The following is a 25,014-nucleotide window of genomic DNA, read 5'->3' on the forward strand; positions in this document are numbered from 1 at the left end:
GGTGAGCTCATGACGACGCACCATGGCCACCATCACAACCCGGCCCACTGATCAACCTCAGCCAAACACCAAGATCTGCCGGACACGACCTAGAGGTCGATGGGATCCAGCACTACAGCTCGACCGAGGTCGACGAGGACGGGAAGGATGCCAAGCCCGACCGGGAGGAGTACGCGCGCACGATGCGCGGCGACCGCAGCCTCAAGCTCGCTGGGTATGAGGTCTTCCGCTTCGGCACTGCCGAACTCGAAGAAGTCCGCTCTGCCGAGGGCGTGCTTCGGGAGTTCTTCGCTGCGCTCTACCGAGAGTTCAAGGTCACTCCGACCTGAACGACCCCGTCCACGCCTCAACCTCCAGCCAGTCACTGACAACTTCGTGCGCACATCGCTGACAACTAAGCGAGCGTTCTCAGTTGTGGTGATGGTCGTGTGATCTTGCTTGTGGTTGTTGTCGTTGGTGTTGCTTGTCGTGTTGGTGATCTGGTGTTTTCTCGCTATCTGAAATCGGTTCTGAGGCTGGTGTGATGTCGGGGATCCTGGGAGGCGGTGGGTTTCCTCAACGACGCCACCAGGCCCGCGCGGCCTCTCGGGGGGACACCGGGAGACCGGCCGCGCGGGCCATGCTCGGTTCGCGCCGCCACGGGGCCGCGACCGCGCCCCGGCGTTCCACCCACAGGCGCCGGTCGCGGCCCCGTGGCGCACTCGTCTTCGTCTTTGTCTACGTCTACGCGCCGCTCCACGTGCAGGCGCGCGAGCGGTAGACGTAGACAAAGACAAGCGCGGGGCGCCGGGCGGGCTCTGGCCGTGACCGGGGCAAGCGGCGTAGCGCGGATTCTCGTTCGTCCGCTCCTCGCGCCCCGCGGCCGACTTGTCCGACCAGTGGCAGTCCGTGACAATTTCCCGCATGGGACAGAACGGGACATCTGGGTCGACCTCGCCGCCGAACCGCCTGCCGGGCGAGACGCTGGGCGGGCTGCAGGTGCAGGTCACCCAGCGGTCGGGATATGCGGTGGTCACAGCGGCCGGGACGATCGACCTCACCACCGGCCAGCTGCTGGACCAGGCCCTGGAGCAGGTGGCGGAACTGACCCGCGCGGCGGTACTGCTGGACATCGCGGCGGTCCGGTTCTGCGACTCCAGCGGCCTGAAGGTGTTCGTCCGCTGGCACCACAAGCTGGAGCGCCAGGGGATGAGCCTGGTGGTGTGCGCCGCCAGCGACCCGCTGGCCCGCACCTTCGCCCTCACCGGCCTGGACCAGGCCCTGTATCAGCGCCCCGACGTGGGCGAGGCCCTCCGCTGGCTGGACACCGGCCACACCCGCCTGACCTCGGCACGACCCTGATTCCCGGCCGGCCACCACCTGTCGGTGCCAAGGTCAGGGCCACGGTCAGGCAGCCGTTCGCGGTGATGCCGGTAAGAGCCTGTTTCCGAACATCGGAGATCGTCGGCGATGCCCAACGGGTAGGCGTTTCACGTGTCCCGGTATGTCTGGTTCCTGAAACGGCTATCCGTGATGATCCACGGTCTGGTTCGCCTGGCGTCCCTGAGAGCCGTTCGGACGGCCGTCACCGCAACGCCGCGACGAACGGGCCGCGCTGACCGCCCTCGGCCGGACTGCCGCTCACCTGGGCAGATGGGTTCGGAAACAGGCTCTTAAGTCGCAGCGGACCGTCAGATGACCGATTACTCGGATCCGGCTTCTCCGTACCGTCGTGACCAGCGACGACACGACAGGAGAGCAGCCATGAAGATCGCGTTCGTTCCCGGCGCCGCCGACCTCGTCCTCCGGGCGGACCCGGGCATGTCCGAGCCGTACAAGCTGGCTTTCGACGGTGTGCTGCCGGAGGTGTGGCCGGTCACCGGGGGCGTCGTCGTCGACTTCCCGCGCAGCTTCCACGTCGGCGACCGGCGGAACGGTGGCGAGGTCGTGCTCGACGCCGCCGAGTCGTGGGAGGTGGAGGTGCGGGGCCGCGCCTCGCGCGTGCGCGCCGACCTGCGCGGGCTGCGGCTGGCCGGGCTCGACCTGCAGGGCGGGGTCGAGCACGTGCACCTGGACCTGCCCGAGCCGCACGGCCGGGTGCCCGTCCGCGTCGCCGGGGGCGCGGTCGACCTCACCTTCCGGCGTCCCGCCGGCGTTCCGGTGCGGCTGGCCGTGACGGGCGGCTCGACCCGCCTGACGATCGGCGGGCGACGGTTCGCCACGGCCCGGCCCCGGTACGTGTTCACGGACCCCGGCTTCGAGGAGGGCGGGGACCGCTACGACATCCTCGTCGCCGGGGGAACCGATGCCCTCACCCTGGTGTGAGGCGCGGCCCGACCGGCCTCCGCCGTGAGGCCGGTCGGCCCGCCGCCGCCTCAGGACGCCTGGGCGGCCAGCAGGTCGGCCAGCTCGCGCGGCCGGGAGAACATCGGCCAGTGGCCGGTGGGCAGGTGCTGGAAGGTCCACTCCGGGCCCGCCAGCGTCGCGAACGCCGGAACGCCGTCCGCCACCATCTTCTCGACGAACTCCAGCGGGATCGTCGTGCTGATCAGCGTCTTGGGCGTGTCCGGGGCCCGCTCGGGACGCTCGGGCCCCTGCGTGGCCGCGCCCACCGGCTCGGGCGTGGCCCGCGACCGCAGCAGCTCCAGGTCCTCCTCCGACAGCCCGGCCAGGCTGTCGGGGTCGGCGGCCGGGTCGAACGGCGGCGGCGGCACGAACATCCCCCGCCCCTCCTCGGCGATCTGCCGCTCGACCGCCGCGCGCTCCTCGGGCTCGTGGAAGTCGATCTGCGCCATGCCCGACGGCAGCGGCGCGGTGTCGACGTACACCACGCGCGCCAGGCGCTCGGGGATGCGGTCGGCGGCGCAGGTGACCGGCAGCGTCGCGCCGCTGTGCGCCACCAGGACGACGTCGTGCAGGTCGTTGTCCTCGATGACGGCGATGACGTCGGCGGTGTGGGTGTCCACGTTCACCTCGGGCGTCGCCTCGCCGGCGCGCTCGGCCAGTCCCGTCAGCGTCACCGGGTGCACCTGGTGCCCGGCCTCGCGCAGCCTGTCGGTGACCCGCTCCCACGCCCACGCGCCGAGCCAGAAACCGGGGACCAGGACGAAAGTCGCCATCTTCGAACACCCTTCCTCGGGAACCGATGGGACTACCGTAGACCCATTACCGGACAGAACTCGCCCGGATTTAACGAGGTATCGGTGTCGCATCCCACCACCCGGATCCTGACGATGCTGGAGCTGCTCCAGGCCCACCACCGCATGGGCGGCGCCGAGCTGGCGCGGCGGCTGGAGGTCGACGAGCGCACCGTGCGCCGCTACGCCCACCGGCTGGAGGACCTCGGCGTCCCCGTCGTCGCCGAACGCGGCCGCCACGGCGGCTACCGGCTGATGCCCGGCTACAAGCTGCCCCCGCTGATGCTCACCGACGACGAGGCCACCGCCGTGGTGCTGGGGCTGCTGGCCGGACGCCGCCTCGGCCTGCCCGGCGACGCCACCGAGAGCGCCCTGGCCAAGGTGCAGCGCGTGCTGCCCGCCGCGCTGCGCGACCGCGTCCAGGACCTCCAGCACACCCTGGGCTTCACGCTGGCCGAACGCGACGCCGCCGCCCCCACCACCGCCACCCTGCTCGCCCTGGCCGCCGCCGCCCGCGCTCGCCGCCGCGTGACGATCCGCTACCGCTCCTGGAAAGGCGACGACACCGAACGCGACCTGGACCCCCACGGCCTGGTGTTCCACTCCGGCCGCTGGTACGTCACCGGCCACGACCACCGCAGCGGCCAGGTCCGCACCTTCCGTGTGGACCGCGTCCGGCACGTCGAGCAGACCGGCGCCGCCTTCGAGGCCCCCGACGACGCCGACCCCGTGCGGCATGTGGTCAGCTCCCTGGCCAACGTGCCCTACACCCACCGGGTCGAGGTCCTGCTGGAGACCACCCTGGCCGAGGCCCGCCGCCGCGTTCCCGCCACCACCGCCACCCTGACCGGGGCCGACGGGGGAGTGCTGCTGACCGTCCGCGCCGAGAGCCTCGACGGCATGGCCCGCATGCTGGCCGGGCTCGGCTGGCCGTTCACCGTCCGCCGCCCCGACGAGCTGCGCGGCGCCGTCCGCGCCCTGGCCGACACCCTGCGCGCCCACGCCGACCGCTGAGCGCGCCGACCGTTCACCCCAGGCGCCGCGCCCGCGCGGTCAGGTAACGCGCATGCCGCGGGTCGCCCGCGCACCGCGCGGCCAGCGCGTACGCCTCCCGGGCGCCGTCACGGTCGCCCGACATCTCCCGCAGGTGCGCCCGCGCCGCGTGCAGCAGGTGGTCGTGCTCCAGCCGCGCGTCGGGGCCGGGGGAGAACTTCACCAGCAGCCGGTACGGCTCCACGATCCGCCGCCAGTCGGTCGCGGCGGCGCTCGGCGCCACCGCGTGCAGCGCGGCGATCGCGGCCTGCAACCGGTACGGCCCCACCGGTCCGCGCGTCATCGCCCCGCCCACCAGCTCCACCCCGCGCCGGATGGGGCCGGCCTTCCACAGCGACCGGTCCTGCTCGCGCATCGGCACCAGCTCCCCGCGCGCGTTGGCCCGTGCCGGGGCGCGCGCGTCGGTCAGCAGCATCAGCGCCAGCAGCCCCATCACCTCACCGTCGTCCGGCAGCAGCCCGCACACCGTCTCGGTGAGCCGGATCGCCTCGGCCGTCAGGTCCACCCGTCGCGGGTCCGGGCCCGAGGTGGCCGCGTACCCCTCGGTGAAGATCAGGTAGAGCACGTGCAGCACGGTCGCCAGACGCCGCGCGCGCTCGTCCCGCGGCGGCGTCCGGAACGGCACGCCGCTGCCGGCGATCGCGCGCTTGGCCCGGGAGATCCGCCGCGTCACGCTCGCCTCCGACGCCTGCGACAACGCCGGATGGCGGCACAGCACCAGCAGCACGAGCGTGTCGCCGACGCTCCGCGGCGCCGTTCGACCGGGACGTCGGAGCCGGGGCGCCGGAACGGACATCCGGCCGGGGAGGGGATCAGCCGGGGTCGCGCAGGGCGTCCCACTCGCGGCGCAGCATCGCGTAGACGACCTCGTCGCACCACTCGCCCTTGACGAACTCGTTCTCCACCAGGTGCGCCTCGCGGCGCATGCCCAGCCGCTCCAGCACCCGCGCCGACGCCTCGTTGCGGCCGTCCAGCCGCCCGCAGACGCGGTGCAGGTCCATGAGCTCGAAGCCCAGCCGCAGCACCATCCCGGCCGCCTCGGTCGCGAAGCCGCGCCCGTGGTAGGCGGGGTTGAAGATGTAGCCGATCTCGCCCTGCCGGTGCTGCTGGCTGCGCCACTGCAGGTTGACCTCGCCGATCAGCGCTCCGGTCGCCCGCTGCTCCACGGCCAGCACCAGCCAGTCGCCCTCCTTCTCCAGGGCGGTGGCGGCCATCTTCTGCTGGAGGAACACCCGCGACTCCTCCACGGTGCGCGGCTCCCAGTACAGGAACCGCGCCACCTCCGGCAACGACTGGTAGGCGTGCAGTTCCTCCAGGTCGCCGGTGGCGAACGGACGAAGCAGCAGCCGTTCGGTCTCAAGAGGGTATCGGGGACGCAGCACACCGAGATCCTAAAGGGCGTACGCCCAGACGCAATCGGTAATCAACCCGCGGCGGTCAGATAACCGCGCGAACGGGCCGCGTCGGCGGCCTCACGGCGGGTGCGCGCGCCCAGCTTGCCCAGCACCGCCGAGACGTGGTGGTCGACCGTCCGCACCGACAGCGCCAGCCGCTCGGCGATCTCGGCGTTGGTCAGCCCCTCCGCCATCAGCGCCAGCACGTGCGCCTGCCGGGCGGTCAGCCCCGCCGGGTTGGCGCCGGCCGCGGCCCGGGCCCCCGGCGCCGTCCCGCCCGGCGCGGCGTCGCCCCACCGGGCCCGCACCACCCCGGCCGCCGCCACCGCGCCCAGCCGCTCCAGCTCCCGCACCGCCTGCCGCCCCGCCGCCCGCCCCGACTCGGCCAGCTCCAGCGCCCGCTCGTAGGGGTCGCCGATCCGCTCCCACGCGGCCACCGCCGCCTGCCAGTCGCCGCGCAGCCCCGCCGCGTACTCCTCCGGGCACCCGGCGAACGGCCGCGCCTCCAGCCCCGCACGCCGCAGGTACCGCAGCAGCTCACCGCGCAACGGGGCCTCCCCGGGCCGCTCGGTGCGCCGCGCCACCACCGCGCCGACCTCCGCCGCCAGCTCGGGACGGCCGTTCAGCCACGCCCACTCCACGTACGCGATGCCCGCGTAGGCGATCCCCAGCAGCGACCGCTGCCGCCTGGCCCGCTCCCACGCCTGCGCCAGCAGCGACGCCGCCCGCTCGTCGCCGCGCCGCGCCAGCAGCCGCGCGTACGGCGGAACGCTGTAGACGTACAGCATCCCCGGATCGCGGCTCTCCTCCACCAGCGCCCGCAACCCCTCCTCGGCCTCCGCCCACCGGCCCTTGCGCGTCAACGACAGGCAGCGGTGCGTCTCCAGGTTGTAGGCGTGCGAGGGCATGCCGCGTTCCCGCACGAACGCCAGCCCCTCGGCGACGCACTCGTCCAGCTCGTCATAGCGGCCGTAGCGGTACAGCAGCTCGCTGAGGTTGGTGTAGCCGCGCGCGGTGTACTCGTGGTGGCCGCACGCCCGCGCCTGCGCCAGGCTGGCGCGCAGCAGCCGGATGCCGCGCGAGGCCCCGTACACGTCCGCCCCGGCCATGCCCAGGTAGTTGGAGCACAGCGCCACCAGGTCCTGCCGCCCCGCCCGCACCGCCAGCCGCCGCGCCTGCCGCAGCACCGTCAGCGCCGCCTCCGACCGCTCGGTCAGCGCGTACATCGCGCCCCGGTACACGCTCGCGTGCGCCAGCGCCGACGCCGACCCGGTCGGCTCCAGCACCCGCACCGCCCGGTCCACCGCCTCCTCGGCCTGGTCGGTGCGGCCGGTCATGTAGACGTGCCGCGACAGCCGCACCAGCGCCTCGCCCAACGCGACCGGATCGTCCAGCTCCTCGTACAGCGCCACCGCCTCCCGCCCGGCCCGCACCGCCTCGGGGTAGCGGTGGGTGTTGTACAGCTCCCAGGCGTGGTCCTCGGTGAGCCGCGCCCGCTCGGCCCGCGGCAGCAGGTGCGCGTGCCGCAGCGCCGCCTCGTAGTGCGCGATCGCCTGCCGCCGCGACCCGGCCCGCGCCGCCTGCCGTCCCGCCTCCGGCGCGTACCGGGCCACGGCCTCGGGGTCGTGCGCCTCGACCGCGTGGTGGACCAGCCGCGCCAGATCCGGCGGGTCCTGCTCGCGCAGCGCCCGCAGCACCGCCCGGTTCAGCGTCAGCCGCCGCACCGCCGGCAGGCCGCGTTCGATCGCCCGGCGCGCCAGCTCGTGCCGGAACGCCAGCCCGCCGGCCCGCGCCTCCAGCACCCCGCGCCGTTCGGCCTCGTCCAGCACCTCCAGGTCGCCCAGCAGCGCCTCGGCCAGCGGGAACCCCACCCGCGTCGGCACCACCGACAGCTGCTCCAGCGCCGTGCGGCAGCGCCGGTCCAGCCGCCGCAGCCGCGCCAGCACCGCGTCGGTCACCGTCGCCGGGACCTCCTGGCCCGGCGCGGCCAGCACCTCGGTCACGTAGAACGGGTTGCCGCCGGTCAGCGCGTGCAGCGCCGCCGCGTCCCACCGCGTTCCCGCCGACAGCCCCGCCACCGCCGCCTCCGACAGCGGCTCCAGGCGGACCCGGCGCACCGGCGCGCCCGCCAGCACCCCCAGCAGCTCCCGCATCGGGTGGGCGTCGTCCAGCGCCTCGTCCCGGAACGTGAGCACCACCACCAGACGCAACGTCGCCAGCCGCCGCGCCAGGTAGCTCAGCACGTCCAGCGTGGCGTCGTCGGCCCAGTGCGCGTCCTCCACGACCAGCACGTCGAGCCGCGGCCCGGCGAACTCCCGCGCGGCGGCCGCCGGGATCTCGGTGGCGGGCGCGTCGCCGTCCAGCGCCGCCTCCAAGGGACCGCCGGTCCCGGCCATCGCGTCGCGCAACGGCCCCAGCCCGCGCGGGGCCAGCAGGTCGTCGCAGGCGCCCGTCAGCACGCGGGGCCCGTCCGCGCCCCGCGCGGCCAGCTCCCTCAGGAACGCGCCGATGAGCGTGGTCTTGCCGACCCCGGACTCGCCGCTGACCAGCGCCACCGCTCCCGAAGACCCGGACGCGGCGCGCTCGACCGTCTCGCGCAGCGCGCCCAACGGGACCGCGCGTTCGAACAGGTCCCCGCCCACCGCGTCATCGTGACACCGCACTCGCGCAGATCGCCATCCCTTTCCCGCCGAAGTCGGCGAACCCCGACAAAGTGACTGAGGTGATGGTCGCGCTCGTGCGGCGGTGGGGCCGTTGTCGGCGGGCCCCTCTACCCTTGGCCCGCATGAATGATCATCCCCCCGTGCCCGGTGACGAAGACCTTCTGACCATCCCCGAGGCGCTGCGCGGAGAGCTCCTGCCGCGCCGCGGCGGGACGCTGCCGGACCCGCCCCCGGCGCCCGACCCGTCCGCCGCCCGGCGGGTGCGCGACCGGCTGGCGGAGGCGCGCGCCTCCGTCGAACGGCTGCTGGACAGTCCCGGAAGCGACCCCGGCGCGGTGAGCGCGGCGCGGGCGTACCTGGACGGCGGCCCGGACCCGCGCGGCGCGGCCGCCGTCGCCCTCGTCGCGACGCACGTGTCCGACGCCCGGGACCCGCAGTCCTGGATCGACGCGTGGGTCGTCGGGCACGGGCTCGCGTTCGCGGCCTGCGCCTGCGCGGAGGCCGACGGCCTCGCCGTCGGCGTGGACAGGCTGGGCGGGAACGAGTTCCTCAAGGCCGACGGCTGGTCGCGGGAGCGGTCGCCGTGGGCGGCCGGACCCGCCGGGAGGCGGATGCGCGCGCTGCTGGCGGCCGCGGACGAGCCCGACCACGCCGAGGCCGTCGAACGGCTCGCCGGGCACCGCGCCACGCGGCGGCAGCGCCTGGTGGTCGCGTTCCTGGTCCCGTCGCGGCGGGAGTGGGTGGACGAATGCATCCGCGAACGGCCCGGGCAGGAGCCCGGCGTGTCGGGACTGCTCTGGTGCTCCCTCGGATCCCCCCAGCAGCTCGCCCGCCTGGGCGAGACCGGCCAGGTGCGCTTCGACGACCACGAAGTGACGCTGGAGGTCCTGCTCACCGCCGCCGAGGGGATCGGACCGGCCGTCGCCCCGTACCTGGCGGCGGCGCTGAAGGAGACCGATGAGGACGTCCGCGACTACATCTACGGGACGGGCTTCAACGCCTCCGCGCGCAGGGCGATCTTCCAGGTGCTCTCGCTGCTGCCGGGCGACGAGGCGTTGACCATCGTGGCCGACGCCCTCGACCGGCAGGGCGGGCCGGAGGCCCTGACCGCGATGATGGAACGCTTCCCGGAACGCGCCCTGCGCGTTCTCTCCGGGCGGGCCGAGGGCTCCGAACGGGTGGCGCGCCTGCTGGCCGCGCACCTGCGGGCCCACCCCGAGCTGCGGGCCCGGCCGGTGGAGCCGGACGACCGGGCGCGCGCGGCGATCGAGGCCGCCGGGGCGGCGCGACTGCCGGAGGCCCCCGCGACCGCCGTCCCGAAGGCGCTCCGCAAGAGCACGAAGGAGGGCGCCCCGCCGTGGGCCCCGCCGGCCCTGCTTCCGCAGATCCTGATGCGGGGAAGCGCGCTGGCGCTGCCGGAGGGCGCGACCGCGAACCTGCTCGCGGCCCTGGGCAAGGCGAGCCCGAAGCGCGCCCCGTCCGCGCCGCTGAGGGAGGCGCTGGACGCGCTCGACCCGGTGTCCCTCGCACGGTTCGGCTGGGCCCTGTTCGAACTGGGGCGGTCCGCCGGCGAGGAGTCGCGGATGGTCTGGGCGCAGCTCTGCTGGACCGGGGACGACGAGACCATGCGCCGCCTCGGCGCGCTGGCCCGCGCCGCCACCGGGCAGCTCCACCTCAGGGCGCCGCTGAACGGCCTGGAGGTGCTCGCCGCGTCCGGCTCCGACGTCGCCGTCCTGCAACTGCACCTCGTCGCCGAGAAGGCCCGGCCCAAGCGGCTGAAGAACAAGGCGGTCAAGCTGCTCGACCAGGTCGCGCGGGCGCGCGGCCTCACCCTGGAGCAGCTCGCCGACCGCATGGTCCCCGACTTCGGCCTGGACGGCGCGGGCGGCATGGTCCTCGACTACGGCCCGCGTTCCTTCCGGGTGGGCTTCGACGAGCGACTGCGCCCGGTCGTGTACGACGGCGGGGGCAGGCTCCTCAAGTCCCTGCCGAAACCGGGGGCGAAGGACGACCCCGAGCTCGCGCCCGCCGCCCACCGGGCGTTCGGCGGGCTGAAGAAGGACGTCCGGGGGATCGCCTCCGACCTGGTCCGGCGGATGGAACGGGCCATGACGCGGCAGCGCCGCTGGAGCGCCGAGGACTTCCGCCGGCTGTTCGTGGAGCACCCGCTGGTGCACCACCTCGTGCGGCGGCTGGTCTGGCTCCACGAGGAGGACGGCGGCGCGGTCACGGCGTTCCGCGTCGCGGAGGACCGCTCCTTCGCGGACGTGGACGACGAGGTCCTCTCCCCGCCCGGCTCCGGCTCCGTCCTGGTCGCGCACCCCCTCCGGCTGGGGGAGGCCGTCCCCGCCTGGAGCGGGCTGTTCGCCGACTACGAGATCCTCCAGCCGTTCCCGCAGCTCGGCAGGCCGGTCGACGCGCTCACCGCCGAGGAGCGCGCGAGCGGCGGCATCGAGCGCTTCTCCGGCGTTCAGGTCGGGGTCGGCGCGCTGCTGAGGCTGGAACGCGAGGGGTGGCGGCGCGGCCTCGCGGGGGAGGGGGGTGTGCAGAGCTCCCTGCGGTTCGACACGCCGAACGGGCTGACGGTCATCCTCGACGTCTACCCGGGGTTCCCCGCCACGTCCCCGGCGGGCTGGGAGGAGCAGACGCTGGAGAGGCTCTGGATCGCCGACCACGACGCCTACGGCTACGGCATCAGCGGTTCGGAGACCACGTTCGCCGAGCTGGACGACATCACCGCGTCCGAGCTGCTGCTCACGATGGCCAACGTCGTGGACCACGCGAAGGACTAGGCGGGCGGCGGGGCCGGGAAACGCCGACCGCGTTCGGTGGGGAACCAGTGCGGCGGCGCTCCCGGCACCGGATGCCTACCCGCTGTGACGCCCCGTCACGCCCGGAATCAGGTCGTCAGGCGGACAGCGCGGGGGCGTCCGGGGCGACGGCGAAGGTCTCCTCGACGGCACGGGCCAGGCCGGCGCGGATGCCCCGTCCGCGCCGCACGGGCGGTCAGCCCCGGCCCACGAACGACGGCATCGCCGTCGCCATCACCGTCAGGAACTGCGCGTTGGCGTCCAGCGGCAGGCCCGCCATGTACCGCACCGCGTCCGCCACGTGCCGCACGTCCATCACCGGCTCGGCGCACACCGACCCGTCGGCCTGCAGCGCGCCCGCGCCGAACCCGCTGGTCATCTCGGTGGCGGCGTTGCCGATGTCGATCTGCCCGCAGGCGATCCGGTACCGGCGGCCCTCCAGCGACAGCTGCTTGGTCAGCCCCGTCACCGCGTGCTTGGTGGCGGTGTAGGCGACCGCGTGCGGGCGCGGCGTGTGCGCCGACAGCGACCCGTTGTTGATGATCCGTCCGCCCCGCGGATCCTGCTCCCTCATCAGCCGGAACGCCTCCCGCGCGCACAGGAACGCCCCCGTCAGGTTGGTGTCGACCACCGACCGCCACTCGTCGAGGGAGAACTCCTCCACCGGGGCCGCCGCGCCGAACCTCCCGGCGTTGTTGAACAGCAGGTCCAGCCGCCCCCACCGCCGCCGCACCGCCGCGAACAGCGCCTCCACCGACTCCGGCGAGGTGACGTCGGCGGGCACCACCAGCGCGCGGTCGCCCGCCCCGGCCTCCCGGGCGGTCTCCTCCAGCGCCGCCGCGCGCCGCCCCGCCAGCGCGACCCGCCACCCGTCCCGCAGCAACGCCGCCGCGACCGCCGCGCCGATCCCCGACCCCGCGCCGGTCACCACCGCGACCCCGCCCGTGCTCTCCATGGCCTGACCTTCCCCTCCGACCTTCCTGGCCTCCGGGTGCGAAGTCTGCCACCGTCCCTGGCCGGGGCCACCCGCACGTCCCTAGCGTCCCGCCCATGACCTGCGAACCCCCCGTCACCGCCGCGCGTCTGGCCGCCCGGCTGGACCGGCTCCCGCCGTCCCGCTGGGGCCCGCCGCCGACCGGTTCGGCCGCCGCCGCATGTTCCTGGTCAACCTCGGCCTGTACTCGCTGTTCTCGCTGCTGACGGCGTTCGCGCCCGACCTCGCCTGGTTCGTGGCGCCGCGGTTCCTGTGCGGGCTGGCGCTCGGCGCCGAACTCACCCTGGTCGACACCTACGTCAGCGAGTTCATGCCGCGCCGCGTCCGGGGCCGCTGCCTGGCCTGGACCTACACCGTCGGGTTCTGCGGGGCCGCCTGCCCGAGTCGCCGCGCTGGCTGGCCGCGCGCGGCCGCCTCACCGAGGCCGAACGCGTCGTCGCCCGCTTCGAGGACGCCGTCCGCGCCGAGCGGGGCCCCCTGCCGCCGGTCGCCGCCACCCCCGCCGCACCACCATGCTGTGGATCTTCCAGGTGCTCCAGACCGTCGGGTACTACGGCTCCGGCTCGCTCGCCCCCGTCGTGCTGCACCACAAGGGCTACGACGTCGTCCAGTCGCTCGGCTACGCCGCCGTGATCTTCGCCGGGTACCCGCTGGGCTCGGCGCTGTCGATCCCGGTCATCGAGCGCGTCGAACGCCGCACCCTGCTCGTCGTCTCGTCTCGTCTCGGCGTCGGCGATGGCGGCGTTCGGCCTGGTCTTCGGGGCCGTCGGGCACCCCGCCGCGATCGTGGCGGCCGGGTTCGCGCTGACCGTCGCCTCCAACGTGTCCTCCAACGCCTTCCACACCTACCAGGCCGAGATCTTCCCGACCGGCATCCGCAGCGGCGCGATCAGCATCGCCTACTCGCTGTCGCGGCTGACCGCGGCGGTGCTGCCGTTCGTGGCGCTGACCGCGCTGGACCGGTTCGGCGCCACCACCGTGTTCGCCGGATCGGCCGTGGCCCTCGCCGTCGCCGCCCTGGACGTGGCGCTCCTGGGGCCGCGCAGCACCGGCCGCCCGCTGGAGGCCGTCGCGATGAGTTCTGTCAGTGGCGAGGGTCACCATGGGGGAGGACGAAGGAGGAGTCATGGAGACCGTGACCTCGACCGACGGCACCGTCATCGCCTACGAGCGCACCGGGAGCGGCCCGGCGGTGGTCCTGGTGTCCGGCGCGCTGTGCGACCGGCACGCCCACGACCCCCTGGCGGCCCTGCTGTCGGAGCACTTCACCGTCTACAACTACGACCGCCGTGGCCGCGGCGGCAGCGGCGACAACGGCTCCCTGGACGACCCGATGGACCGGGCCGCCCGGCAGGAGTTCGACGACCTGGACGCCGTCGTCCGGGCCGCCGGGGGAAGGGCCTGCCTGTTCGGCGCCTCCTCCGGGGCGATCCTGGCGTGGCGGGCCGCCGCGCACGGCGTCCCGGCGGCCGGCGTCGCGCTGTGGGAGCCGCCCTACGGGCGGACCGAGGAGGAGTCGCGCGCCCACCTGGACTACTACGCCGACATCCGCGAGCTGATCGCCGAGGGCCGCAAGGACGACGCGCTGGCCCGCTTCATCCGCATGACCGGCGCGCCGGAGGAGGCCATGCCGCAGATCCGCCGGGAGCCGTGGTGGCCGCGCGTGGCGGAGATCGCGCCGACCCTGCGCTACGACGCCTGCGCGCTGGGGGACGGGCTGCTGCACCCCGGGGAGTTCGCGGACCTGACCGTTCCCGTCCTGCTGATGGAGGGCGAGGAGACCATGGAGGTGCTGCACCACGCGGCCGACCGCGTCCGCGAGGCGATGCCCGGCGTCCGGCACGCCCTGATCAAGGGGCAGAACCACGAGTTCGAGGCCGACGCCCTGGCGCCCACCCTGGTCGAGTTCTTCCGGACCGCGTGCTGACCCGCCGGGATCACAGGCCGACGATGCCGTCCCTCTGGGCCTCGCGGTACAGGTCGATCCGCGTGGGGGCCTCCCGCCCCGCCTGGGCGTACTTCCTGCGGGCGCGCTCCAGGTACTGCTTGACGGTGTGCTCGCTGATGCCCATCTGACGGGCCACGGCCGCACGGGTGAGGCCGCCGAGCCACAGGCGCATCGTGCGCAGCTCCTGCTCCGAGAAGCGGGGGCGGTGGGCGGCCGTGGCCCCGGCGCGGGAGGGCGCGGTGTAGGGCTTGCCGTGCGCGGCCGCGAGGACGGCCCCGACGAGGTGCTCCCGGCCCTCGGGGGACTCCTTGCAGACGTAGGCGAGCGCCCCCGCCCGCTCGGCGCGGCGCACGAGGGGCGCCTCGGCGTGCCGGGAGAACACCACCACGCGGCGACCCGCGGCGGCCAGGTCGGCGATGCGGTCGAGGACCAGCTCACCGCCGACGCGCAGGTCGGTGATCAGCACGTCGGCGGTGGGGTCGAGGCCGTCCAGGTCGGTGGCGGCGGCGACGACCTCGATCGGGTGCGGGGCCTGCTCCAGCCAGGCGCGCACCCCCGACAGCACCACGTCGTGGTCGTCGACGACGGCGACGGTCACCGGCGTCGCCATCGCGCCTCCACCCCGAACGCACCGCCCCCGCGCGGCGACGCGCCAGAGGACTCAGACATGGGACCTGCGCAGAACGACGCGGGTACCCCCACCCGCCCCGACGACCATCGCCGGCCCAGGCGGCCCAGGCGGCCCCACCCCACCGCCCCACCGAACGCGCCCCCGTTCCCGACCGACCGCGACGCCCAAGCGACCGGAACGGCGCACCGGCCGCCCAGCCGGCATGCGCACCCTGCCGGTCGGCGTCCTCACCACGCGCGCGCCGACCACCGCCGCTCGTTCCGCTGGGGACCACGTTCCGCCAAGGGGCACGTCCACCACGTACGCATTGATCATCTCGGCGCGACGCGGTGGCTTCCGGACCGCTCGGGTCCCCGTCGCTCGCGGGACCGGCGCCCGCGTTCCGCCGGGTGGTGCGCCCTCTGCGGACACGTTGATCGTCTTCGAGTGGTGTGGCGGCTTCTGGACCGCGCGGGGCACCGTGGCCCGTCGTGCCGGCGTCGGCCCTCCGCTGGGCGGTGTGTCCACCGTGCGCGCGTCGATCGCCTCGGTGCGGCGCGGCGGCTTCCGGACTGTGCAGGCAGGTGTCGCTTGTGGGATGGGGATTCGTGTCCTGCCGGGTGGTGCGTCCGGCTCGTTCGCGGGCACTGGCTTCCAGGTGGCGTTGGTCCGGGGCCGGGCGGATGCCGCCGGCGCGATCGTGGTCGCCGGGGGCTTCGGCTGCCCGATAGGGGAGATTCTCATGTCCTCGCCGGTCGCCGCCGTGATGGTCGCGGTCGGTGTGCTCCCGTGGTGGACGGCGGTGGGGCGGGCCGGGGCGCATGCGGGCGGGCCGGGGCATGGGGGGAGTTCTTGGACCATGGGAGCGTGTGGTCACCCTGTGATCTGGATGGACTTGGGCGCGTAGGAGCGAGGTTAACCAGGAGGTTGACCGCGGCGCAAGGGTCCGTGTGCGGAGAGTGACCGTCGCGGAGAGTGACCGTCGAACGACCGTCATGACAAAGCCCTGGCCGGGACGCAGGCTGTCACGAGCGAAGCATGAAACGCTCACCGGAGGAGGGCCAGGTGCAGGCTGTGACCTTCAAGGTGCTGGGGCCGTTCGAGGCGTACTTCGGGGACCGGCGCGCGCGGTTGCCGAAGAGCGGCCAGCGGACCCTGCTCGCCACGCTGGTGCTCAACGCGTCCCAGGTCGTCCCGGTCGAGGAGGTCTTCGACCATCTGTGGTGCGACCGGCAGCCCGACCGGCCCCGGGAGGCCCTGCACAGCTGCGTCTCCCGGCTGCGGCAGTGGCTCGACCGGCAGGCCCCCGGAGCCGCCGGGCTGCTGGCGACCTCGTCGGGCGGCTACGTCATGGAGATCGATCCGCGCCATCTGGATCTGCCGCGCTTCGAGGACCTGACCGGGACGGCCGCCGCGGCCCGGGACCGGGGGGACCCGGCGGCGCAGGCGGCGGCGCTCGGGGCGGCGCTGGAGCTGTGGCGGGGGCCGGCCCTGTCCAACGTGCCCTCCGAGTCGCTGCACCGGGGCAGGGCCCTGCGGCTGACCGAGCAGTACCTGCGGACGGTGGAGTGGTGGGCGGAGGTGGAGCTGGCGCTGGGGCGGTACGAACGGCTCGTGGGGGAGCTGCGGACGCTGACCGTCCGGTATCCGTTCCGCGAGCGGTTCTGGTGGCAGCTCATGCTGGCGCTGTACGGGTCGGGCCGCCGGGTGGAGGCGCTGGACGCCTACGGGCGGATCAGCGCGCGGCTCCGCGACGAGTTCGGAGTGGACCCCACCCTGGAGCTGCGCGACCTCCAGGTCGCCATCCTGCGCGACGACCGCGGGGTGCTGCCCGCCTCCGGCCTCGGCGCGGTCGGAGGCGGGTGGGCCACCGGCCCCCGCGTCGCCTGAGGCGTCCCGGTTCATCCCGCCTTCCCGGCCTCCGTCTCCAGGGTCTTGGCCAGCAGCTCGTAGGACCGCAGCCGTTCGTCCAGGTCGTGGACCAGCGTCATGACCATCAGCTCGTCGGCGCCGGTGTCGTCGAGGAGCCTCGCGGCGCGATCGCGCACGGTGTCCGGCGCGCCGATGAGGTGGTGCGCCGTCCGGGCCTCCAGCACCGACTCCTCGGCGCTCGTCCACCGCACCCGCGCCGCCTGCTCCGGGGTGGGGTTCGGGGTGTTCCGGGTGCCCTTCAACGACTCGGCGACGACCACCTTCGAGGGGCCGGCGAGCCATCGCGCGCGCTCGTCGGTGTCGGCGACGATGACCGCGCAGGAGATCAGCGCGTACGGCTCGGCCAGCGCCGCCGAGGGGCGGAACGCCTCCCGGTAGGCGCGCAGCGCGTCCGCCGCGTTCTCCGGGCGGATGTGGTGGGCGAAGGCGAACGGCAGCCCGAGCTCACCGGCGAAGCGCCCGTTGTCGACGCTCGACCCGAGCAGCCACACCGGCGGGCGGGCGTCGGTGGCCGGAACGGCGACGATCTCGTCCCCCTCCCGGGGCGAGCAGTAGCCGACGAGCTCGCGCACCTGCTCGCGGAAGGCGTCGGAGCCGGGCGGGCTGCTGACCCGGCGCAGCGCCCGCGCGGTGGCCATGTCGGTGCCCGGCGAACGGCCCACCCCGAGGTCGACGCGCCCCGGATGCAGCGCCTCCAGCGTCGCGAACTGCTCGGCGACGACGAGCGGCGGGTGGTTCGGCAGCATCACCCCGCCGGACCCCGCCCGGATCCGGGACGTGGCGGCCGCGACCAGCGCCACGAGCACCGGCGGCGCGCAGCTGGCGATGAACGGGGCGTTGTGGTGCTCGGCGACCCAGTAGCGGTGGTAGCCCATGCGCTCGGCCTCCTGCGCCGCCCGCAGCGTTTCGCGCAGGGCCCGCGCCGGGGACGAGTCCTGCCACACCGGCGCGGTGTCAAGAATCGAAAGAACGGTCAACGTCAATCTCCTCTCCCTTGCCCTTTGTGCATCCTTGCTTCCCGGGCGGGCGAATTCAATATGTCCGCGGACGCGAAAACGCTGCCGCCAGGGAAGTGCAGGGAAGATGAAATGCAACTGCAAGGAGGGGTCGCCTAGGCTTCCGGTCAGGTGGAGAATCGTCCGGACTCTCCCCGGGACACTGAAAGGCGTTTCACATGGAGCGGAAGATCGAAATGTACGAACCGCCCACGCTGACGGAGGTGGGCGACTTCGCCCAGGTCACCCTCGGCCGTCCCAGCTGGGGCTTCGAGGCCGACTGGACCTGCGTCATGTTCTGCTGACGGTTCGTCGGGACCTCGTGACGAAGCCGGGCCGGCGCCGCGACGCGGCGCCGGCCCGGCCGTTTTCCCGAACGGAAGCCAAGTGCACGGCTGCTGAAACACAACTGCAAGGACGAAGCATTTAGGGTGCTGTTCAGGAGAAGATCGATCGGAACGAGAAAGGAGTCTCCCGTGCGGACGACCGAGTTCTACGAACCGCCCACGCTGACGCAGGTCGGCGACTTCGCCCGGACGACCCTCGGCCGCTCCAGCCTCGGCGGCTTCGATTCCGACTGGCTGTGCATCATGTACTGCTGACGACCCGGCGGGAAACCGCGACCGAGGCCATTTCCACGCGCCGGGCACGTCGACGCTGAGCAAGGGATACGGAAACTGTGGACTTCTTCGTCCTGCCGGACACGCCCGGCGCCACGGCCGTCTTCGGCGAGTTGGCGCGAACGCCGGACCGGACGGGCCGCACGCCTTTCCCGAACGCCCTCCCGCACGGGTCGGGCCGCCCCTGGATCGTCGGGGACTGGGCCGGGGAGACCGTCGTGGAGGCCGTTGCCGGGAACGACCGCGTCGCGCTGTTCGGCCCCGCCTCGGTGAGCGCGGGGCAACTGCGCGAGGCCGTCGGCCGGGCCCGCTCGGTGCGCGACCTGGACGCGCTGTGCGCGCGCGTTTCCGGCAGCTTCCACCTCGTGGCCTCCATCGCCGGCGAGGTGCGGGTCCAGGGCACCGTCTCCGCCGCGCGCCGGGTCTTCCACACCCGGCGCGCGGGCGTGACCGTCGCCGCCACGGCGCCGACCCCGCTCGTCGGGGACCTCGACGACACGGACCTCGACGAGGAGCTGCTCGCCTGCCGCCTGCTGGCGCCCTGGCCGCCGTGGCCGTTCAGCGAGCGGCCGCTGTGGCGGGGCGTCGAGACGGTGCCGGTCGGCTGCTTCCTCGAACTCGACCGCTCCGGACGGGGACGGCACGTGCGCTGGTGGCGCCCCCCGAAGCCGCACCTGCCGCTGGAGGAGGGGGCGGCCCGGGTCCGGGAGGCGCTGCGCGAGGCCGTCGCGGTCCGCGCCCGCGGCGCCGCGACCATCAGCGCCGACCTGTCGGGCGGCATGGACTCCACCAGCCTGTGCTTCCTGGCCGCCGACGCGGTCGACCGGCTCGTCACCACCCGCTGGGAGGCGGTCAACCCCACCGACGAGGACCAGGTCTGGGCCGGTCTCGCCGCCGACCACCTCCCCGACGCGCGCCACCTCGTGCTGCCCCGGGAGACCGCGCCGAGCTGGTTCGCCGACCTGGCCGAACCCGACCCCGACATCGAGGGCCCGTTCGCGTGGATCCGCACCCGCTCCCGGCTGACCCACATGGCCCGGCAGGTCGCCGCGGCCGGGTCCGCCGACCACCTCACCGGCCACGGCGGCGACGAGCTGTTCATGAGCTCCCCCCTCGACCTGCACACCCTGGCGCGCACCCGCCGCGCCGGCGCGATCCGCCACCTGCGCGCCCACCGCGCCATGTACCGCTGGCGGCTCGTCCCGACCGTGCGGGGGCTGCTGGAGAACGGCTCGTTCGGCAGCTGGCTGGTGTCGTCCGCCGGCACCCTCACCGATCCCGTACGGGAGACCGGGGGATCGCCGTCGTTCAGCTGGGGGATCGGCTACCGGCTCCCGCCGTGGGCGACCCCCGACGCGGTGGCGGCGGTGCGGCGGCTCCTGCGCCGGACCGGCGCGGCCGGGCCCGAGCCGCTGGCCCCGCAGCGCGGCCGGCACGCCACGCTCCAGGACGTGCGGCTGTGCGGTGACACGCTGCGCCGGGTGGACCGCCTGACCTCGCGTTCGGGGGTGCGCTGGCACGCGCCGTTCGTCGACGACCGGGTCGTCGAGGCGGCCCTGGCGATCAGGATCGAGGACACCACGATGCCCGACCGCTACAAGCCCGCGCTGACCACCGCCATGCGCGGCGTCCTCCCCGACGCCGTCCGGGGCCGCGCCACCAAGGCCGAGTACAGCGCGGAGGCCTACGACAGCCTGCGCCGCCGCCGCGCCGAGCTGCTGGAGCTGTGCGGGGCGGACATGCGGCTGGCCCGGCTCGGGCTGGTCGACGCCGCCCGGGTGCGGTCGGTGCTGGAGGCGCTGCCGCCCTCGTCGCTGGCCCTGACCCCGCTGATCAGCACGTTCGCGTGCGAGACCTGGCTGCGCTCGGTCGAGGCCGCCCGGTCGGTCGCCGCCGGCGGACCGCTGTGACCCCATCCGCTGTGAACCGGAGGAACGCGATGCCGCTTCGCCCCCACATGACGCTGACCGAGACCGAACAGGGCATGGTGCTGCTGGACGAGGCGTCCGGCCGGTACTGGACGCTGAACGCCACCGGCGCGGCCGTGCTGCGGATGCTGCTGGACGGCGACTCCGTCGAGGACGCCGTCGGCACGCTGCGCCGTCGGCACCCGGACTCCGCCGAGCGGGTCACCGCCGACGTGGAGGCGTTCGTCCGGTCCCTCCGCGACGCCGAGGTGATCGTCCCATGACGATACCGGTCGCGCTGGAGCCCGCCGCCCATGTCCCCCTGCGCCGCCGGGCCGCCGCCCGCGTCGCGGTCGGCCTCGCCCGGCTGCTGATGCTGCTGCCGCCGCGCCGCCTGCGCGCCGCGCTCACCGCGCTGCGGCGGGGGTCGCGCCCCGCCACCGCCGCGCGGGCGCTGGCCGCCCGGCAGGCGGTGGTGACGGTGAGCGTGCGGTGCGCCGGGCAGGGCTGCCTGCAACGCTCCCTGGCGACCGTGCTGCTGTGCCGGGCCGGCGGCGGATGGCCGGACTGGTGCACGGGCGTGCGCATGGAGCCGTTCCGCGCGCACGCCTGGGTCGAGGTCGACGGGGAACCGGTCGGCGAGCACGACGAGGTCCGCGCGTTCGTCAAGACGATGACCGTCCCCGCCCGCGCGCACGCCCGGAAGCGCCGATGACCGGGCATCTCCTGCTGGTCTGCCGCGCGCTGATCCTGGGCGTGTTCGCGGTCGCGTTCGTCGGCAAGGTCCGCTCCGCGTCCCGGTTCCACGGCTTCGTCTCCTCCGTCCGCCAGCTAACCCTCCTGCCCGAACGCGCCGCCACTCCCGTGGCCGCGGCGGTCGTCGCCGGGGAGGGCCTGGCGGCGGTGCTGCTGCTGGCACCCGGCACCTCCCGCGTCGGGTTCGCGCTGGCGTCCGCCCTGCTCGTCGTGTTCGTCGGGGTCGTCGTGCGCGCCGTCCGCACCGGGGTGTTCGCCGAGTGCCGCTGCTTCGGGTCCAGGGGATCGGTGATGGGACAGGCGATGCTCGTCCGGAACCTGCTGCTGCTCGGCATCGCCGCGCCGGGCGTCGTCCTCGGCGCGCCGGTGCCCCCGGGCGGCCCGGTCCCGGTGGCGCTCGCCCTGGCCGCCGGGGCCCTCGGCGCGTGGGGGTTCACCCGCTGGTACGACCGCCTCGTCTCGGCGATCATGAAGCGGCTGCTCGCCCCGGCCCGCGACGCGGGGTGACCGCCGTGGGAGACCTCGCCATCGAGACCGCGGGGGTCGGCAAGCGCTTCGGCGCCGTGCACGCCCTGCGGGACGTCACGCTCAGCGTGCCGCGCGGCACGGTCCTCGGCCTGCTCGGCCACAACGGCGCGGGCAAGTCCACCCTCGTCAACATCCTGGCGACGCTGTGCCCGCCCACCTCCGGCACCGCCCGCGTCGCCGGGTTCGACACCGTCCGCCAGGGCCGGCAGGTGCGCCGCCGGATCGCGCTGACCGGCCAGTTCGCGGCCCTGGACGAGCGGATCTCCGGGCGGGACAACCTGCTGCTGGTGGCCCGGCTGCTGGGCGCCGGCCCCCGCGCCGCCCGGCGGCACGCCGCCGAACGCCTGGAGACGTTCGACCTGACCGCCGCCGCCGACCGGGTCGTGCGCACCTACTCGGGCGGGATGCGGCGCCGCCTCGACCTGGCGGCCAGCACCCTCGGCGACCCCGAGGTCCTGTTCCTCGACGAGCCCACCACCGGCCTGGACCCGGCGGCGCGGATCACCACCTGGCGGATCGTCGAACGCCTCGCACGCGAAGGGACCACCGTCGTGCTCAGCACCCAGTACCTGGAGGAGGCCGACCGGCTCGCCGACACCATCTGCGTGCTGGCCTCCGGCCGGATCGTCGCCACCGGCACCCCGGCCGAGCTCAAGGCCCGCGTGGGAGGGCGGGTGGCCACCGCGAGGCTGCCCTCCGCCGCCGCCGTCCCCGCCGTCATGCGCGCGTTGCTGGAGCAGGGCCTCGGCCCCGAGCACGACCCCGGACGCGGCGTGCTCGCCGTTCCCGTCACCGGGCCTCGCGACCTCGCGAACGTCGCGCGCGTCCTGGACGCCCACGCGGCGGACGCCTACGAGCTGTCGGTGACGTCCCCGACCCTCGACGACGTGTACCTGTCGCTGACGCAGCAGCCGGTCGCGCCGCCCCGGGCGGCTGTCCGATGACGGCGGTCGGCGCGCCGGCCGGCCCGGCGCGCTGGCACGGCGCGGGCCTCGGGACGCAGCTGTGGGTGCTCACGGCGCGGGTGCTGCGCGCCTACCTGCTCGACCCGCGCCTGCTGGTGGCGAACATGCTGGGGCCGCTGCTGATGCTGACGATGTTCAGCCAGATGCTCGGGAGCCTCGCCCGGGCGCCCGGCTTCCCCGCCGGGGTGCGCTACGTCGACTTCCTGGTCCCGGCGCTGCTGATCACGTCGGCGATGCAGCAGGCGTTCGGCTCCGCCGTCGGGCTCACCCTGGAGATGCGCGACGGCATCGTCACCCGGCTGCGCGCCATGCCCCTGTGGCCCGGATCGGTGCTGCTGGCGCGCAGCCTCGCCGACCTCGTCCGCGGCGGCCTCCAGCTGCTGCTGATCCTGGTGCTGGCGGCCCTGGTCTTCGGGTTCCGCCCGCCGGGCGGCCCGGTCGGCGCCCTGGCCGCCGGCGCGCTGGCGCTGGCCGTCGGCTGCTGCCTCGGCTGGATCTTCGTCGCCCTCGCCTGCTGGATCCGCAACGCCGAGCTCGTGCAGAGCGTCGCGGGGCTGCTGACCTTCCCGATGATCTTCGCTTCGACGGCCTTCGTCCCGGCCGGCGGCCTGCCCGGCTGGCTGCGCGCGGTCGTGCGGGTCAACCCCGCCACCTACGGGATCGAGGCGGCCCGCGACCTGGTGCTCGGCGTCGCCACGCCCGGCGGCGTGGCGATCGCCCTCGCCGTCAGCGCCGCCGTCGGGACCACCGCCGCGGCGGTGGCGGTGCGCGGCTTCCAGCGCCGCCCGTGACCGGCGGCCGGGTCAGCCCGTCGTGATCCAGTCGACGCGGTGCCCCTCGGTCGGGTCGGGATGCTCCCAGCGGCCGACCAGCCGGTGGATCACCGCCTCGGGGACGGGGGAGGGCCGGGCCCGGTTGCGGGCGTGCAGCACCGGCGGCGGGGCCTCCAGCGCGACGATCTCGACCCGGCCGTGGTAGTCGGCGACCAGCCCGGTGCACTGCTCGCGCAGCTGCCGCGACACGTTGGTGGCGTTCCACACGAACGACTCGCGCGCCCGCAGCAGCTCGCGCGCCCGCTCGTAGGCGGCCGCCGCCACCGGCCGCTGGTCGCCGCCCGGCGGGACCCCCATCTCCGCGCGCAGCCGGTCCAGGCTCACCACCGGCAGGTCCGGGCGGTGGGCGGCGATCCAGTGGTCCTTGCCGACCCCCGGCAGGCCCGACAGCACCGTCACCGTCAGGCGCGTGTCGTCGTAGGCGGCGTAGTCGGGGTCGCGGCCGGGCTTGCGGAAGTACCAGAACCGCGCGTGGTCGGAGGGGAACCGGCGCGGCGCGTCCAGGCAGTCCTGCTCGGCGCAGTACTCCCGGTACAGCTCGATGTTCTCCAGCACCTCGTCGAGGTCGCCGCAGATCCGGCCGAGGACGTCGGCCTTGGCGAGGGTGACCAGGTCGTCGTTGCGGGCCAGCAGGCTCACCCGGAACGCGATGGGTTGCAGGTCGGGCCGCTCCAGCGCCCAGAACGGCACCTGGTGGTGCCGCACCAGCGCCGCGACGTGCTCCCGCCAGGCGGTCGGCGCGCCCATCTCCCACAGCACGCGCCGCACCATCAGGTCGCCGCGCCGCGAGTGGCCGGGCGCGGTGATCCGGCCGTCGTCGTCGATCCGGGTGCAGTCGGGCTTGGCGATGTCGTGCATCAGCACCGTGGTGAACAGCCGCACCCGTTCGTCGGCGGGCCGCGCCCGCCACTCGGGCAGCCCGGCCAGCGCCTCGCACGCCATGCGAGTGTGGGTGAGGACGTCGCCCTCGGCGTGGTGGACCGCGTCCTGCCCGACGCCCTCCAGCCGCCGCACCCAGGAGAACATCGCCTCGATCTCCGGCCAGGGCACCCGCCAGTCGGGCGGGGCCGGGCAGAGCCGTTCGAACACGGAGACGGCGGTCTCAGCCATGGGCGTACATCACCTCCGGGTCGGCCAGGCCGTTGGCGATGATCGGCCGGTCCTGCCAGTGGGTGCCCGAGTCGAGGATCGCCGTGAGGAAGTCGGGCCGCACCCACTTGTACCGGCCCACGGTCCTGCCGTCCTCCTCGACCTTGATGTACAGCCCCTCCATGGCGTCGGAGGAGTCGGTCTCGGCGACGGCGCGGTCGGGGTCGGCGCCGCCCGCCACGGCCGCCTCGCGCAGCGCCTCGCGCCAGCCGGCGGTGCGGCAGGTCGACGGCCCGACGAACGAGGTGAGCGTCGCCAGGTCCTTCACCGGCCCCTCGTGCAGCACCGGCACCGACACCACCGGCGTGCCCTCCAGCAGCTCGCGCCGCCGCGTGGTGGACAGGAACGTCCCGTCCCCCAGGTCGAGGACGTCGAACTCGCAGAAGTAGTGGGGGAGCGCGTCGTAGAAGACGGTGTGCTTGGCGTACAGCCACTCCCCGTACAGCACGTACCGGTCGCCGAGCCGGTCCCACAGCACGTGCTGGAGTGCCGACGCCCACGCCTTGAGCGGGCCGAACTGCCTCTCGCGGGGCCCGCCGGCCAGGTAGTGCCCCCGGCTCTGCAACCGGAGCCGCCCGTCGGGGGAGAAGCTGATCCCGGCGTTGGCGCCGTCCAGCTTCTCCTCCACCACCAGGTACCGCCCGGCGATCTCCCGGAACGGCGCGGCGGCCAGGTCCTGGTCGCCGGGCTGCAACCGGGAGCCCTGGATGTGGGGGGTACGGGGGTACTTGCGGAGCATGC

General features: G+C 74.6%; 25 protein-coding genes. 16 read left to right on the forward strand and 9 right to left on the reverse strand.

All coding sequences use genetic code 11. From position 1 onward, the window contains the following. Nucleotides 1-182: 182 nt before the first annotated feature. The 3 genes from HNR61_RS37770 to HNR61_RS37780 all read left to right on the forward strand — a co-directional run bounded on the left by HNR61_RS37770 (nt 183) and on the right by HNR61_RS37780 (nt 2,304). Nucleotides 183-329 (forward strand): hypothetical protein, encoded by a 147-nt coding sequence (locus tag HNR61_RS37770; RefSeq protein ID WP_182847947.1) that lies wholly within the window; start codon nt 183-185, stop codon nt 327-329. Between the two features lie 574 nt (nt 330-903). Beyond that, entirely contained in the window at nt 904-1,341 is a 438-nt protein-coding gene (locus HNR61_RS37775; RefSeq protein ID WP_182847948.1) for an STAS domain-containing protein, read from the forward strand. 402 nt (nt 1,342-1,743) lie between these two features. Further along, nucleotides 1,744-2,304 (forward strand): hypothetical protein, encoded by a 561-nt coding sequence (locus tag HNR61_RS37780; RefSeq protein WP_182847949.1) that lies wholly within the window; start codon nt 1,744-1,746, stop codon nt 2,302-2,304. 50 nt (nt 2,305-2,354) lie between these two features. Here the strand turns inward: HNR61_RS37780 and HNR61_RS37785 are convergent, their stop codons facing one another. Further along, the gene (locus HNR61_RS37785) at nt 2,355-3,098 is read right to left on the reverse strand and encodes an alpha/beta fold hydrolase (RefSeq protein WP_182847950.1); all 744 of its coding nucleotides are present in this window, start codon (nt 3,096-3,098) and stop codon (nt 2,355-2,357) included. Nucleotides 3,099-3,182: 84 nt separating this feature from the next. Between HNR61_RS37785 and HNR61_RS37790 the strand changes: the two genes are divergently transcribed. Further along, complete coding sequence (locus HNR61_RS37790) at nt 3,183-4,130, forward strand: helix-turn-helix transcriptional regulator (RefSeq protein ID WP_182847951.1); 948 nt, start codon at nt 3,183-3,185, stop codon at nt 4,128-4,130. 13 nt (nt 4,131-4,143) lie between these two features. On the opposite strand, the gene HNR61_RS37795 is transcribed toward HNR61_RS37790, so the two are convergent. Genes HNR61_RS37795 through HNR61_RS37805 form a run of 3 tightly spaced genes read right to left on the reverse strand, consistent with a single transcriptional unit; the run spans nt 4,144 to nt 8,205 of the window. Next, nucleotides 4,144-4,965 carry an RNA polymerase sigma factor gene (locus HNR61_RS37795; RefSeq protein WP_182847952.1) on the reverse strand — a complete coding sequence of 274 codons (822 nt, stop codon included), beginning with the start codon at nt 4,963-4,965 and terminating at the stop codon, nt 4,144-4,146. A 16-nt stretch (nt 4,966-4,981) separates the two neighbouring features. After that, the gene (locus HNR61_RS37800) at nt 4,982-5,551 is read right to left on the reverse strand and encodes a GNAT family N-acetyltransferase (protein WP_182847953.1); all 570 of its coding nucleotides are present in this window, start codon (nt 5,549-5,551) and stop codon (nt 4,982-4,984) included. A 41-nt stretch (nt 5,552-5,592) separates the two neighbouring features. Next, nucleotides 5,593-8,205, reverse strand: a complete 2,613-nt coding sequence (locus HNR61_RS37805) for an ATP-binding protein (RefSeq protein ID WP_182847954.1) — start codon at nt 8,203-8,205, stop codon at nt 5,593-5,595. 161 nt (nt 8,206-8,366) lie between these two features. Here HNR61_RS37805 and HNR61_RS50235 point away from each other — a divergent pair, with 161 nt between their 5' ends. After that, complete coding sequence (locus tag HNR61_RS50235) at nt 8,367-11,018, forward strand: DUF4132 domain-containing protein (protein ID WP_182847955.1); 2,652 nt, start codon at nt 8,367-8,369, stop codon at nt 11,016-11,018. A 214-nt stretch (nt 11,019-11,232) separates the two neighbouring features. On the opposite strand, the gene HNR61_RS37815 is transcribed toward HNR61_RS50235, so the two are convergent. After that, nucleotides 11,233-11,991 carry an SDR family oxidoreductase gene (locus tag HNR61_RS37815; RefSeq protein WP_182847956.1) on the reverse strand — a complete coding sequence of 253 codons (759 nt, stop codon included), beginning with the start codon at nt 11,989-11,991 and terminating at the stop codon, nt 11,233-11,235. Nucleotides 11,992-12,154: 163 nt separating this feature from the next. On the opposite strand from HNR61_RS37815, the gene HNR61_RS50580 reads away from it, so the two are divergent. Then, on the forward strand, nt 12,155-12,838 hold the full coding sequence (locus HNR61_RS50580) for an MFS transporter (protein WP_376770299.1): 684 nt from the start codon (nt 12,155-12,157) through the stop codon (nt 12,836-12,838). A gap of 318 nt (nt 12,839-13,156) precedes the next feature. Then, on the forward strand, nt 13,157-13,957 hold the full coding sequence (locus HNR61_RS37825; RefSeq protein ID WP_182847957.1) for an alpha/beta fold hydrolase: 801 nt from the start codon (nt 13,157-13,159) through the stop codon (nt 13,955-13,957). Nucleotides 13,958-13,967: 10 nt separating this feature from the next. Here the strand turns inward: HNR61_RS37825 and HNR61_RS37830 are convergent, their stop codons facing one another. Then, nucleotides 13,968-14,588 (reverse strand): LuxR C-terminal-related transcriptional regulator, encoded by a 621-nt coding sequence (locus HNR61_RS37830; protein ID WP_182847958.1) that lies wholly within the window; start codon nt 14,586-14,588, stop codon nt 13,968-13,970. A 1,065-nt stretch (nt 14,589-15,653) separates the two neighbouring features. On the opposite strand from HNR61_RS37830, the gene HNR61_RS37835 reads away from it, so the two are divergent. Continuing rightward, a complete protein-coding gene (locus tag HNR61_RS37835) occupies nt 15,654-16,478 on the forward strand; it encodes an AfsR/SARP family transcriptional regulator (protein ID WP_182847959.1) in 825 nt (274 codons plus the stop codon). 11 nt (nt 16,479-16,489) lie between these two features. Here the strand turns inward: HNR61_RS37835 and HNR61_RS37840 are convergent, their stop codons facing one another. After that, complete coding sequence (locus HNR61_RS37840) at nt 16,490-17,497, reverse strand: LLM class flavin-dependent oxidoreductase (protein ID WP_220510298.1); 1,008 nt, start codon at nt 17,495-17,497, stop codon at nt 16,490-16,492. A 197-nt stretch (nt 17,498-17,694) separates the two neighbouring features. On the opposite strand from HNR61_RS37840, the gene HNR61_RS37845 reads away from it, so the two are divergent. From HNR61_RS37845 to HNR61_RS37880, 8 genes are all read left to right on the forward strand, one after another. Further along, nucleotides 17,695-17,820 carry a keywimysin-related RiPP gene (locus tag HNR61_RS37845; RefSeq protein ID WP_157419907.1) on the forward strand — a complete coding sequence of 42 codons (126 nt, stop codon included), beginning with the start codon at nt 17,695-17,697 and terminating at the stop codon, nt 17,818-17,820. Nucleotides 17,821-17,991: 171 nt separating this feature from the next. Next, nucleotides 17,992-18,117 (forward strand): lasso RiPP family leader peptide-containing protein, encoded by a 126-nt coding sequence (locus tag HNR61_RS49605; RefSeq protein WP_182847961.1) that lies wholly within the window; start codon nt 17,992-17,994, stop codon nt 18,115-18,117. Between the two features lie 77 nt (nt 18,118-18,194). Further along, complete coding sequence (locus HNR61_RS37855; protein ID WP_182847962.1) at nt 18,195-20,045, forward strand: asparagine synthase-related protein; 1,851 nt, start codon at nt 18,195-18,197, stop codon at nt 20,043-20,045. Between the two features lie 29 nt (nt 20,046-20,074). Further along, nucleotides 20,075-20,326: a lasso peptide biosynthesis PqqD family chaperone gene (locus HNR61_RS37860; RefSeq protein WP_182847963.1), complete on the forward strand. Its 252-nt coding sequence runs from the start codon at nt 20,075-20,077 to the stop codon at nt 20,324-20,326. Then, the gene (locus tag HNR61_RS37865) at nt 20,323-20,757 is read left to right on the forward strand and encodes a lasso peptide biosynthesis B2 protein (protein WP_182847964.1); all 435 of its coding nucleotides are present in this window, start codon (nt 20,323-20,325) and stop codon (nt 20,755-20,757) included. The genes HNR61_RS37860 and HNR61_RS37865 overlap by 4 nt, the downstream gene beginning before the upstream one ends. Next, the gene (locus HNR61_RS37870) at nt 20,754-21,305 is read left to right on the forward strand and encodes a MauE/DoxX family redox-associated membrane protein (RefSeq protein ID WP_182847965.1); all 552 of its coding nucleotides are present in this window, start codon (nt 20,754-20,756) and stop codon (nt 21,303-21,305) included. The genes HNR61_RS37865 and HNR61_RS37870 overlap by 4 nt, the downstream gene beginning before the upstream one ends. Before the next feature lie 5 nt (nt 21,306-21,310). Then, entirely contained in the window at nt 21,311-22,270 is a 960-nt protein-coding gene (locus HNR61_RS37875; RefSeq protein ID WP_182847966.1) for an ABC transporter ATP-binding protein, read from the forward strand. Then, entirely contained in the window at nt 22,267-23,082 is an 816-nt protein-coding gene (locus HNR61_RS37880) for an ABC transporter permease (protein WP_182847967.1), read from the forward strand. Before HNR61_RS37875 ends, HNR61_RS37880 begins: the two co-directional genes overlap by 4 nt. Before the next feature lie 12 nt (nt 23,083-23,094). Here the strand turns inward: HNR61_RS37880 and HNR61_RS37885 are convergent, their stop codons facing one another. Both HNR61_RS37885 and HNR61_RS37890 read right to left on the reverse strand, forming a co-directional pair. Further along, a complete protein-coding gene (locus HNR61_RS37885; RefSeq protein WP_182847968.1) occupies nt 23,095-24,234 on the reverse strand; it encodes an AAA family ATPase in 1,140 nt (379 codons plus the stop codon). Next, complete coding sequence (locus HNR61_RS37890; protein WP_182847969.1) at nt 24,227-25,012, reverse strand: RNA ligase family protein; 786 nt, start codon at nt 25,010-25,012, stop codon at nt 24,227-24,229. Before HNR61_RS37890 ends, HNR61_RS37885 begins: the two co-directional genes overlap by 8 nt. Nucleotides 25,013-25,014 lie beyond the last annotated feature (2 nt).

The organism is Actinomadura kijaniata (genome assembly GCF_014138665.1).
GTDB classification, from domain to species: domain Bacteria; phylum Actinomycetota; class Actinomycetes; order Streptosporangiales; family Streptosporangiaceae; genus Spirillospora; species Spirillospora kijaniata.